This is a genomic window from Pedobacter sp. ASV1-7 (assembly GCF_040203335.1).
In the GTDB taxonomy this organism is placed as follows: Bacteria; Bacteroidota; Bacteroidia; order Sphingobacteriales; family Sphingobacteriaceae; genus Pedobacter.
On the sequence record NZ_JBEHBV010000002.1, the window covers coordinates 104,654 to 117,924 of the forward strand.

Annotated in this window: 8 protein-coding genes and 1 tRNA gene; 3 read left to right on the top strand and 6 right to left on the bottom strand. The window is 35.6% G+C overall.

Annotated features, from left to right (window positions below; translation table 11 throughout):
• Nucleotides 1-4: 4 nt before the first annotated feature.
• From ABDJ41_RS05615 to ABDJ41_RS05635, 5 genes are all read right to left on the bottom strand, one after another.
• Nucleotides 5-1,081, bottom strand: a complete 1,077-nt coding sequence (locus ABDJ41_RS05615) for a sensor histidine kinase (protein WP_349784831.1) — start codon at nt 1,079-1,081, stop codon at nt 5-7.
• A 181-nt stretch (nt 1,082-1,262) separates the two neighbouring features.
• On the bottom strand, nt 1,263-2,510 hold the full coding sequence (locus ABDJ41_RS05620) for a glutamate-5-semialdehyde dehydrogenase (protein ID WP_349784832.1): 1,248 nt from the start codon (nt 2,508-2,510) through the stop codon (nt 1,263-1,265).
• Nucleotides 2,511-2,513: 3 nt separating this feature from the next.
• Complete coding sequence (gene proB, locus ABDJ41_RS05625; RefSeq protein WP_349784833.1) at nt 2,514-3,548, bottom strand: glutamate 5-kinase; 1,035 nt, start codon at nt 3,546-3,548, stop codon at nt 2,514-2,516.
• A gap of 104 nt (nt 3,549-3,652) precedes the next feature.
• Entirely contained in the window at nt 3,653-6,091 is a 2,439-nt protein-coding gene (locus ABDJ41_RS05630) for an AsmA family protein (protein WP_349784834.1), read from the bottom strand.
• 176 nt (nt 6,092-6,267) lie between these two features.
• On the bottom strand, nt 6,268-7,761 hold the full coding sequence (locus ABDJ41_RS05635; protein ID WP_349784835.1) for a malate:quinone oxidoreductase: 1,494 nt from the start codon (nt 7,759-7,761) through the stop codon (nt 6,268-6,270).
• Between the two features lie 416 nt (nt 7,762-8,177).
• On the opposite strand from ABDJ41_RS05635, the gene ABDJ41_RS05640 reads away from it, so the two are divergent.
• Nucleotides 8,178-8,250: transfer RNA gene (locus tag ABDJ41_RS05640), tRNA-Thr, on the top strand.
• A 16-nt stretch (nt 8,251-8,266) separates the two neighbouring features.
• Here ABDJ41_RS05640 and ABDJ41_RS05645 read toward each other — a convergent pair.
• Nucleotides 8,267-9,049, bottom strand: a complete 783-nt coding sequence (locus ABDJ41_RS05645) for a leucyl/phenylalanyl-tRNA--protein transferase (RefSeq protein ID WP_349784836.1) — start codon at nt 9,047-9,049, stop codon at nt 8,267-8,269.
• Nucleotides 9,050-9,304: 255 nt separating this feature from the next.
• Here ABDJ41_RS05645 and ABDJ41_RS05650 point away from each other — a divergent pair, with 255 nt between their 5' ends.
• Together ABDJ41_RS05650 and ABDJ41_RS05655 are read left to right on the top strand one after the other, a co-directional pair.
• On the top strand, nt 9,305-10,915 hold the full coding sequence (locus tag ABDJ41_RS05650) for a S8 family serine peptidase (RefSeq protein ID WP_349784837.1): 1,611 nt from the start codon (nt 9,305-9,307) through the stop codon (nt 10,913-10,915).
• 49 nt (nt 10,916-10,964) lie between these two features.
• Complete coding sequence (locus tag ABDJ41_RS05655; RefSeq protein WP_349784838.1) at nt 10,965-13,271, top strand: S9 family peptidase; 2,307 nt, start codon at nt 10,965-10,967, stop codon at nt 13,269-13,271.

Here is a 13,271-nt window from a genome sequence, read left to right on the forward strand (position 1 = left end):
AATACTAAACTCTAAGTGTAAACTTAAAAGTACTCCCCTCATCAATAACAGATTCAACAGTAATTTTACCGCCATGTAATTCCACAATTTTCTTACAGTGTGAAAGACCGATTCCATAGCCTTCATAATCCGTTACATTATGCAAACGTTGAAACATTACAAAAACTTTTTCCTGATAGCGTTCTTCTATACCAATGCCATTGTCTTTAAACTCAAAATGCCAATAGCTCTCACTATTGGTTACCGAAATTTCAATCTTGGGTATTACACCAGGTTTTTTAAATTTCAATGAATTACTCAACAAATTCTGAAAAAGCTGTCGCAAAGCAGTTTCAAAACCATACACTATGGGTAGATTCTGATAATAAATTTCAGCTCCTGAAGCATTGATACTGCTAAACAAATCATTCTGTAAACTATCCATTAATGTATTGCAATTCACTAATGTCTTAGACTGTTGTCCGCCTAACCTGGCATAATCCAACAAACCTTTAATCAGATTTCTCATCCGCTCAGTCGATCTGTCAATAAACTCAAGATATAATTTGGCATTATCGTCAAAAACATCTTTATATTCATCTTTAAACAGCTCAATAAAATTCTTTACAGTCAGCAAAGGCTCTTGCAAATCATGAGAAGCAATATAGACAAATTGCTCAAGCTCTCTATTCTTGATCTCCAATTCCCGGGCATACTCTTCAGCTGTTTTTTCCAGGTTTCTTTTTGCGGTAAGATCTCTTACAAATTTTGAAAAACCAATAACATTATTGTTATCGTCATATATAGCTGAAAGCGTAACAAAGGCCCAAAAAAGCTCTCCACCCTTTCTTATGCGCCATCCTTCATGCTGAGATCGGCCTTTAAGCGTAGCTTCTTGAACCAGCAATTCAGGCAGTTTGTTTCGGCGTGCTTCTTCATTATAAAAGATGCTGATATTATGACCTATAATTTCCTCAGCTTTATATCCTTTTATTTTTTCTGCCTCCTTATTCCAGTTCTCAATATTTCCTTGCTTGTCTAATAAGAAAATAGCATAGTCGTCTATTACCTCAAGCATTCTAAGTAAGCTATCTGATCTCAAGTACTTCTGTTTAATTAAATTTGATGGAGTTCAAACACAAGTAAATTCAAAATTCAAGCCAAAGAAAGGAAGCTTAAATCAATGGAAATAATGAGTTTCCATGTTGTAACATCAATTTATTGTGTGCTTTATTCCCCCATTTGGGAAAATAAAGCACACAAGGCTAAATTAAAAAAAAGGATTATCTGATCTGCCCCTTGCCTCTTACAACCCATTTTTCAGTTACCAGTTTTTCTAGTGCAAATGGACCCCGAGCATGAAGTTTCTGTGTAGAAATACCTATTTCTGCTCCAAGACCAAATACTTGACCATCGGTAAATCTGGTAGATGCATTCAGGTAAACAACAGCAGCATCTATTTCATTCAGAAATCTTTCGGCTTTACTATCATGCTCTGTAACGATAGCTTCAGAATGCTTTGAAGAAAAATTAAGAATATGAGCTATAGCCTCATCCACACCTTCAACAACTTTAACCGAACATTTTAAATCTAAAAACTCTCTCCCAAAATCTTCTGTTGAAGCTTGTTTTAACTGGGGATATTTTAAGTCATTTAAAATTGAGTATGATGTCTCATCGGCAAATATTTCAACCTCATATTTACTTAACAGAGGAGCTAATATTTTTAAAAAAGGTTCTGCAACAGCCTTATCTACCACCACTGTATCCAATGCATTACATACTGATGGTCTGGAGACCTTGGCATTTACAACTATGGCAGCCGCTTCTTCCAGTTTAGCAGTAGCTTCCACATAAGTATGGCAAACCCCTGCTCCTGTTTCAATAACCGGAACTAAGGCGTTTTTACGTACAAACTCTATCAATTGATTTGAACCACGCGGAATGATTACATCAATATATCCCTCTGCCTGTAATATGTCTAATATATATTTACGATCAGCCGGAAGTTGTTGTACTACATTTTTATCCAGGCCATGAGATTCCAGTACTTGTTGAATTAACGAAACTACATATAGATTGGTATGATAAGCATCTTGTCCACCACGTAATAAGCATACATTTCCAGATCTGATGCACAGTGCTGCAACATCGATGGTTACATTCGGTCTCGATTCATATATTACCCCTACTACACCAAGTGGAACAGTTTTCTTTTGGATAAACAATCCATTATCAAGAGTGCTTTCAGAAAGTAATGTATTGGTAGGGTCTTTTAAAGCAGCAACATCATTTAAACTTGCAGCAAGATCTGATATTCTAGCTTCATTTAACAACAGACGATCTTTTTTGGGATCGGTATCGGGCATCTTGTTCAGATCTTTTAAATTTTCCGAAATGATCTGTTCTGATTGAGCCTTAATAAGTACAGCCAGGCTATTAATCACATCTTTTTTTCCCTGATCACTTAAGGAAGAAATAGAAGTCTGTGCCTTTTTTGCTTTAATTAACTGTTGTTGAATATTCTCCATTATCTAAAGTATTACAATGTCACTGGCATTTGCAATTTCTACGTTATGTTGTTTTGTATTTTTTAGTATTGCCTCTGATGATGTTTTAGCACGGGCAACTGCTACAATTTGTTGTTGCTCATCAGTGATTTCAAAAATCTCGCCATCACTAAATTGTTCTATTACTGATAAAACACCTACTGCAAGTAAGCTTTTACGATTTCTAATGGCATTACATGCACCTTCATCAACCACAATGCGACCTGTAACAAGGCTTCCACTAGCTAGCCATTTATTTCTTGCAGATATATTTGATGCTTTAGGAATACATACTGTTCCGGTCTTTTCCTGAACAGCATTAAGAATTCCATCTGAACTGCGTACGCCAAAGATGACTACTTTAATCCCCATTACTGATGCCAGGTGAGCAAATGTCAATTTAGAAATCATTCCTCCTAAACCAAGATCTGATTTATTCTTATCTGCCAATGAAAAGATATCGTTATTGATACTTTCAATTCTATCTATTACCTTTCCATCTCTATCCAACACACCTGGAACAGAAGTGCCCAATAAAATTACTGATGCACCAAAGCCTACGCCCAACAGCGTTGCCAGTTCATCGTTATCAGAAAACTTAAGCTCCAAACTACTCACTACATCATTTTCGTTTGCAATAGGTATCACATCATTTTTCCAAAGCTCTTCGTAAGTTTCTTTTAACTGCAAGAATTGCTTCCTATTTGAAAAATGCTGACGCTCGCACAAGCTTTGTGCTATTGAGATTCCATAAGGCTGAAAATGTTTAGAATATGTATTTAACAATAAGGGGTTTCCAATTGATGCTGCAGCTTTTCGCTCTGAAATCTTCCCTTTGTAGTTCTTAATATATTTTTTACCAGCGCCTACAGCGCCTGAAGAAACAAGTATTAAACGGTATTCTTTTGCAATTTCTGCTACCTGTTTGGCAACATCAGCAATAACCAGCTCATCAAGTTCTCCATTTCCAGTGGTTATTGAGGCAGTGCCTAATTTCAAAACAAGTATTGGCTTGTCCATTGTAGTTCGGGTTCTTAATCTGTATTGAAAGCCCGAAAATACTCAAAAATCCGCCTTTATAAAAGAAACAGAGGATAATTGATAGATTTTATAGAAAAAATGTATTACTTGGTCTGGTTTCTATTTTTGTTAAGCTTTATTTTAATCTTTCCATCTTCCCCATCCGTAGCCAATAAATGCAAAACGATCCCTTTCATACGTCTTGCCTTAAGCTCTTCTTTATCAGTTACATCAGCATCTTTTTTAGGATTTCTTAAGGGAACATCTACTGCAATATTGGTTCCTGTGGTTAAAGAATAAACACCTGCAACATCCATATTTAACAAACTTGAATTTATCTGCATAGGATTAATATTTATCTTTTGTCCACGTATATCAAACCTACCATTTAGATTATCGAAGGTAATATTATTCAGATCTCTGAATGGAAAGGCAAATTTCCCAACACTAATAATGGGCTCAAAATTTAAAAGGGCCCCTCTTTTAAGGTTAAAGGTTAAGTTTCCATTTAAGGAATTCTTTACCAATGCTCCCTGATCTGTTATACCTCCCGATATATTGGTATTAGAAAAGAGAAAACCTTTCAGGTTTTTGGAAGTCAGACTTTTCATGCCGAAGTTATCAAAAGCATAAAAGAAGTTCTTGATGTCAACATTATTCAATACTGCGTTGATATTGAACCTGTTTAAGGTTCCCCGTTGAATAACTTTACCGTTCATTTTAAGAGAGCCTCCTGAATGTTTAACACTTACATTTCTAATCGTAATACCAGATTCTGACAACAACAAATCTGCAGTAGCATTGGTAGCAAGAAACTTGTTATAATAAACCTTATCAACCTTTAAATTCATTTTCACATTACTCCTTTCAAACACCTGATTCAGATCTTCAGAAAATGTACTTTTACTGCTATTATGTTTTTTACGCTTGGGTGCGGGCTTTCGACTTCCTAAAAAGCCAATAAACTCAGCAAGATGTATCTGTGGACTGCGGATTTTCCAGTTCAATAATATCTTTTCAGGAGCAGTGTAATATAGGTTTAAGAAATTATGTACTTCTCCATCCATCATTACGACACTCTTTCCACTTTGGAAGTGTATATTCTTAATAAATAAGTCGTTATTTGTAAAATTTAATAAAATAGCGGTATTAGTAAAATTCAGTTTTCTCGGAATATAACTCACATCAGCATTTTTCAAATCAATATCTCCTGATACCAGGGGCTTATTTAATTTAAAATCTACAATGTCGGCTGTATAAGCTAAATTAACCATAGCAGTCCCCTTTCCAAACTTCAATACATCTTCACCTACTACTTTATTCAACTTTGCTACTTCAAATTCCGATTTAAAAATACCTGTAGCAATAGGCTTATCCAGATTGTTAATAGAAGCAGTATCAATTGAAAATTGAATATCCTTATAACTGCCCTTAAATTGATACAACTTAATTGCTGAGTTTTCGTCTGTAAAACCTTTTCCATTGATATAGTTATTTGTAAATACACCATTAAAATTACAGTTGTCAATTACCCCCCCAGGAATGGTCAGTTGATTATCTTTAATAATTGCATCAACCTTAATTTCGGGATCCCCCCCTGGCCCCATATCTCCTTGTAATTTACATTTAGCATGAATGGGCTGACTCAAATTAAACATATTCAGTTTCTCTGATATATTGGGTGCAAGCAAAGCAGATGCACTGCGCCACAAAATTTTGGGTGCATCAATGTTGATTGTAAACTCAGTGCTTTCCTTAGAGATATCAAACCTTGCTCCGATAATAAAAGGATCTCCTCCAATTTTCAGTTCGTTAGGAGCAACATCAATAATACCTTTTTCCTCATCATAGTTTGCTTTAAAAGGCCCTTCCAATAACTTATCTTTTATAAAACTCCCTCTTCTTGTATTAAAAGCCATACTTTTAGCTAAAGTTTTTAGACGAATATCTGCTTCCCACCCACCAAGCAGTCCATAATCAAACTTTCCTCTTAATTCATCAACCACAAAATGAAATAGTTTATGTCCCTTTTGGTTATCTACCACAAAATCTACATTATTTAAGATAATTCTATTGATCCGTGCCGGTGCTGAGCCTCCTTCTGTAGCTTTTTTCTTTTGTTCTTTTTTCTTAAAGAGAGAAGTATTGCTATACCCATTCGTATCCGTATATAGATATATTGACGCATTGTTAATACCTATTTTTCCAATTTCAATATTGCCTCTTAAAAACCATAACATATTCACGTAGACATCTATATCACTAGCTTCAAGCAGATTGTGTTTATGATTATTCCATAAACTATCCTTCGCAATAACGTTTTTCAAACTCAGTGAAAATGCAGGGAAACCTTTAAGAAATGCGGGGTCCATACTGCCAATAATCACACTGCCATCTAAGTTCTTATTTAGTTCCTTGTTAATTTTAGTGAGAATACTTTTGTTATTTGCATTAACATAAACGGCAAGACCTATATATAAAAGAAGAATCAATACAATAAGGGCTCCGAATATTTTAAGTACTATTTTAGACCAACGAGGCATATAATTTATGTTTAGGTAAGTTAGGTATTGATGTTCTAATTTGAACCCATCGAAAATGTTCAATTATTATACCAAATAGCTAAACAAGTAATTACACCTGAACTACATGTAATTCCGAGAAATAAAAAAACGCCTTACAGACTAGCTATAAGGCGCTTCAATAAGGGATTTTAATATTATAAACCTAAAGCATGAGAGGTTTGTGTTCTGATATTTTCAGTTAACTGCGGATTTCCATTCAATGATTCACCATAAGAAGGGATCATCTGCTTTAATTTTTTCTGCCAGTCATCTGTTTTAATCTGATCAGAGAAACAACGTTCCATTAATGTAATCATAATAGAAACAGCTGTTGAAGCACCAGGAGAAGCTCCCAATAGAGCAGCAATAGAACCATCGGCAGCAGTAACCACTTCAGTACCAAATTCAAGTATACCTCCATGTTTTTCATCCTTTTTAATTACCTGTACACGCTGACCAGCTGTTTCAAGCTCCCAATCCTCCATTTTTGCTCCAGGAAAATACTCTCTTAGAGCCACCATTCTGTCTTCTGGCGACTGGCGAACCTGGTCTATTAAATATTTTGTTAATGGTAAATTATCTAGTCCTGCAGAGATCATTGGACGTATATTATTCACTTTAATCGACAATGGTAAATCAAGCAATGAACCATGCTTAAGGAATCGCGTTGAAAACCCTGCATATGGACCGAAAAGCAATGCTCTTTTTCCATCTATCATCCTTGTATCCAAATGGGGAACAGACATAGGTGGTGCGCCAACAGATGCTTTACCATATACTTTTGCATTATGCTGTTCAATAATCTCAGGGTTCACACATTTTAGCCATTGACCGCTAACAGGGAAACCTCCAAAACCATTTCCTTCAGGTATATCAGCTTTTTCAAGTAAAGGCAAAGAACCTCCACCTGCTCCAATGAATACGAATTTGGCTTTTACAACTCGTTTCTGACCTGTGGTTTCATCTTTAACTTTTACTTCCCAGAGTCCATTTTTTTGCTTCAGCTTTTTTACATCATGATGGAAATGAAGCTGAACATCGGATTTACTTTGTAATTTACTGAACATCATTCTGGTCAGTGCACCAAAGTTAACATCAGTACCTAAATCCATTCTTGTTGCTGCAACTTTTTCATCCGGATTACGGTCTTTCATTACTAAAGGCATCCACTCTGCAAGTTGTTTTGTATCTTCAGAATAAACCATTCCTTTAAACAGATCACTTTCCTGAAGTTTTGAATAACGTTTTTTCAAAAAATCCACGTTATTCTTTCCCCAAACAAAACTCATATGTGGAATTTTTCTGATAAAATGCTCAGGACTGTCAACCAATTTGCTCTTTACAAGAAACGACCAGAACTGCTTAGACACTTCAAATGATTCAGCAATGGAGACTGCCTTTTTAGTATCTACAGATCCATCTTCTAGTTGAGGTGTATAATTTAATTCACAAAAAGCAGAGTGTCCTGTACCAGCATTGTTCCAGGCATCCGAGCTCTCGGCCGCTGCTACATCTAATCTTTCAAAAATATCTATGGTGATATCCGGTTGCAATTCTTTTAGCATCATCCCTAGGGTAGCGCTCATTATGCCTGCTCCAATTAGCACAACATCAACAGTTTTGTCCGGATTACTCTTCTTACTAGCCATTTAATTGAAATTTTCCGCAAAAGTACAACACAAAATTATATTTTGCATGTATTCTTTGAATATAATCTATGTTTTTTACAGTTTAATTGAGATCAACTCCCTTATTTTAAAATAAGTAGATAAAAACAATTAGTTTTATTACATAAATATGATTTTTCTGCGATAAGAGTCTTTTCAAGTTATTAATTACAATTATATTCTTCTTTTAATTTACAAACTTCAATTTTTGTTGATAGTTAGCTGATAATTAATGAAATATATTCTTTCGATAGCCAAAAGACTAATAATTTAACCTATTAATTGTTAAAAACAATAAAATAATTTCAAAAAAGATTTGCGAATAACTTATAAAGTTCTAATTTTGCGCCTCTAATCCGACACAAAGTGTGTCAACATGGATATTTGAAATGTTAAAAGCCTCCTTAGCTCAGCTGGTAGAGCAACTGACTTGTAATCAGTAGGTCATTGGTTCGATTCCGATAGGAGGCTCTAATAATAACCCAAGCTATATCACAAGTTTGGGTAGCGATGAGGTAAAAGCAACAGGTGTTGTAATCGCTGGTATTAATTGTTCCCTAAATTCTTTTTTGGTAACATTAATTGCTCCAAACTGTGTAAACCAACTATCAGCAGCTCCACTTATATGCAATTTGAATTTATCTTCTTTAAGTTTTGCTAATAAATAACAGAAAGCAACTTTACTGGCATTATCTACAGTTCTAAACAAACTTAAAGTTATAAAATAGCCATTTAAAGCAACCCCTAAAACTCCGCCAACTAATACTCCATTCTGGTAGGTTTCAATACTATGAGCCATACCCATTTTATGAAGCTCTAATATAACCTTAATGTATTCAGGACTTATCCATGTAGTATTTTTAGTACCTCTTGGTTTAGCACAGTTTATTATTGTTTGTTCAAAATTGGTGTCTAATTTTATCTCAAATCTTTTTTCAAGATCCTGTAATTTATCTTTTTTCAAACAACGTAATAGATCATTTCTTATTTTAAAATCAGCAATAGGTATAATACCTCTTGGCTCTGGATCATACCAGATAAAGATTTTATTATTGTCTACTTGAGGCATAGGAAAAGTACCTTGTAAAAAACCTTGTATCAACGTATATGTAGATAACCCAGATTGAGCATTTACCCATAACAAAGCATTCTCCTGTCCTCCTGATATCTTAACTAAACCTGAATGAAATAACCTTTGGAGTAATCTCTTTGCAGGCCCCTTTAATTTTGTGGGAGCAATAGAAGATATAATTTTCGGTAAAATTCCCATTAAAATGACATTTTAACAAAATGTAACAAACAGCTTTTCTTAAATTTAATAATTTTATTTCTTAACTACTTTATTTTCGCTTAATCTTCTCACAATAGTCTTTATGACCTGAGGTCTATAATATACCCGAATTTCCCCCTCTTAGTGTAATAATGACAATAAGATGGTCAAACTCCTTTACCTATAAATTTATTATTTATAATTTTGAGTATTCTAGCTATTACCCAGTACCAACCAACTTATTATTCAAACTGAATGTACTTTAAGAACCTTACTAGTTTCGCATTTTTATGCGCCACATGTGCCTTTTCAACTGTTCAGGCACAACAAAAAAATCAGACACAACAGAACCTGCCTGTCAACTGGCACAACCTTTCTAGTTATAATTCAGGGCTTTATGGTATTGAAACAGATAGAGCTTATAAACTTCTTGACAGCTTAAACAAGAAAGCATCAAAAAGAGTCATTGTAGCCGTAATAGATGCAGACCTGAATGTAAAACATGAAGACTTACAGGGCCGGATTTGGAGAAATCCAAAGCCTGGAGCAAAAGGTTATGCTAATGATGTTAATGGATGGAATTTTCTGGGAAATAAAAGCGGTCAGAACCTGGTAAAAGTGGGAACTGAATCATTTCGGGAGTACAAGCGCTTAAAACCTCGGTACGATAAAGTTAAAGCTGATCAATTGAAAACTGATGAACAAAGAAAAGAATATACTTACTTCAAGGCAGCCCGAACAGATGCTAAAATCAATTCTTATGTTAGTTTCGGGAATTATACAGCTTTGATCACCAATGCTTTCAGTATAACAGATTCAGTCATTAAGACGATGAAATTTAGCAAGGAACCAAAAGTTTCTGACATACTTAAACTAAAGATTCAGGATTCCTTATTAAATGAACAATACGGAGTGGTAGCAAGAAGTATGTACAAATACAGCGAAAGTACTACATGGAAAGAAGTATATGCAGCACAACTAGCTGAAAATGAAACCATACAAAAAAGAATTAAAAGTCTTGATGATAAAGCATCCCCTCGTGACCTGATCGGTGATACAGAAAGCTTGAATGATAAATACTATGGTAATGCAAATCTATTTATAGCTGATTCATACCATGGCACATTTGTGGCAGGCTTAGTTGCAGCAGTTAGAAATAATGGAATAGGTATAAACGGCGTTGCAGATTCAGTAGCTATAATGGGTATAAGGGCTGTTCCAGATGGTGACGAGTATGATAAAGATATTGCCCTGGCCATTCGCTATGCTGTAGACAATGGTGCAAAATTAATCAATATGAGCTTTGGGAAATATTTTTCGCCGCATAGCGAATGGGTAAATGATGCCATCAGGTATGCAGGTAAAAAAGGTGTGTTATTATTTCATGCAGCGGGAAATGAAGGAAAGAACATAGATAGTATAGCCTTTTATCCATCTGCTATAATTAAAGGTAAACGTGCAGACAACCTGATTCGTGTAGGTGCCTCTACCCCATCTGGTGAAGCTGCAAGTATCAGTAATTACGGAGCTTCTAATGTCGATGTTTTTGCTCCTGGTGTAAAAATACGCTCGACAGGACTAGACAATGGATATCAAACTGCTGATGGTACCAGTCTTGCCACTCCAATTTCCACTGGCGTTGCTGCTTTAATTTGGTCATATTATCCTGAACTATCTGCAAAGCAAGTCAAATCCATTTTATTTACTTCGGTAACCTCCAGAAAGGGACATCTAACCAATACTCCTGGTAAATCTAAAAAACAAGTTCCGTTCGAAAAACTATCAACGACTGGAGGTATTATAAATGCTTATCAGGCAGTTAAAATGGCCGAAGAGCTGACCAAAGCAAAAAATAATCAATTCTAACAAATACTGAATAAACAAATAATCCACGCTGTGAAGCGTAGCTAAAACTATGAATAAATTAACCGTAATGCTGCTTGTATGTTTAATAACGGGCAGACTTAATGCTCAAACCAACCCATTAGACAGTGCAGAAAAATATTCAGGTGATCTACTCGGAAAATATCTGAAAGGAAGTTCAATAAGTCCAAACTGGATAGAGAAAAGCAGTCTGTTTTATTACAATACTACCGAAAATAAGATCAATGTTTGCTACCTGGTAGATGCATCGAAGGGTACACGTAAACCACTTTACGACACTAAAACGCTAGCTAAAAAACTAAGCACTGAAACAGGTACAATAGTTCAACCTGGCAGTCTTTCATTTTACAATTTAGAGATAGACCCTAAGCGTACAAGTAATTTCAAGTTTCAGTTTAAAGGTAAAAACTATAATTATGATGCTAAAGCAGATAAGTTAAAGGAATTACCAAAAGAGATGACGAAAAGTAAAAATACCTTTAAGCCAAACACAGATTATTGGAAAAAGATGTCGCCAGATAGTGCCTGGTTTGTATATGGTTACCGTCACAATGCTTATCTGCAAAAACGTAACGATAGTGCTGCTATACAACTCACTACCGATGCTGAACCTTACTTCTCTTTTGTATCATCCAATGCCAGTAGTACAGACGACAAAAAAAGTAGTCCAATGTTGTATTGGTTTAAAAATTCAAAATCATTGTATGCCCTGCGCGAAGACAAAAGACGTGTGCAGGAAATGACTATTATAAATAGTCTTACACAGCCACGTCCGCAAATTAACACATATAAATTCGCTATGCCGGGCGATAAAGAGGTGGTGCAATATGATATGTTTTTCTTTAATACTGAAACAGGAAAGGCTAAAAAACTTGACATCGCAAAATATCCTGATCAAAAGATCATCATGCAGTCGACCATTACCAACGGACGTACAATGTTGTTTGGTAAAAGTTCAAATGACCCTCAGCAGGAAGTATACTTTTTAAGGAGAAGCCGTACCAATGATCAGATGGATCTATGCCGATTGGATGGGACAACGGGAAAGGTAACGGAACTAATTACAGAAACTACCAAACCTCATTTCAACGACCAGCTATTTAATTGTCGCATTCTAAATAACGGAAATGATATCCTTTGGTGGTCAGAGAGAACTGGATATGGACAATACTACCTGTATGACAGAAATGGAAAACTTAAACACACTGTTACTAAAGGTAATTTTGTTAGCGGTGAGATTCTTTCAATTGATACTAAAGGCCGAAGCATGGTATTTGAAGGTTATGGAAGAGAGAAGAATACAGATCCTTATTACCGGATGTTCTATAAAGTTAAGTTTGATGGTTCAGGCTTCACTTTATTAACTCCCGGCAATGCCTACCACGATATTCAGCTATCTAAAAATGGAAAATACTTATTGGATACTTATTCCAGAACTGACCAGCCAGCTGTTACGGTATTGAGAGATATCAAAGGAAAGCAAGTGATGGAATTGGGGAAAGATGATGCTTCTGCCCTCTTTAAAACAGGTTGGAAAGCACCTGAGTTTATTAAGATTAAAGCAGCAGATGGTATAACAGATTTGTATGGGGTAATGTATAAACCATTTAATATGGATACTACTAAAAAATACCCGATCATCAGTAATGTATACCCTGGCCCTCAGGAGGATTATATCCCTAAAAAATTCACCATAGATGATAATTACAATCAATCTCTGGCACAAATGGGTTTTATTGTGATCAATGTGGCTCACAGAGGAAGTAGTCCGTTACGCGGCCTGGCATTCCATGCTTATGGTTATGGAAACCTGCGTGACTATGCATTGGCTGATGATAAGTATATCATTGAACAGCTTGCAGCAAAGCATAAATACATTGACCTGGATAAAGTAGGCATTTATGGCCATTCAGGTGGTGGTTTTATGTCCGCAACTGCTATGCTTACTTACCCTGAATTCTATAAAGTTGCTGTTGCTGCTTCTGGCAATTACGACACCAATATTTATACGCAATGGTGGGGTGAAACCTATCACGGTGTATGGGAGAAGAACGGTAAATTTGAAAGCAACATCCCCACTACTGCGGCACTTGCCGGAAACCTGAAAGGCAGATTGTTTCTGATCACAGGTGATGTAGATAAAAACGTACATCCGGCAAATACATTCAGATTGGCCGATGCATTGATTAAAAAGAACAAACGATTTGACATGATGGTACTCCCAGGAAAAGATCACGGCCTGGGCGACAAGTATTACATCAACCTGATCAGGTATTACTTTATGGAAAATCTATTGGGTGTTAAAAGCAGTGACACAGATATCGTATTACACAAATAA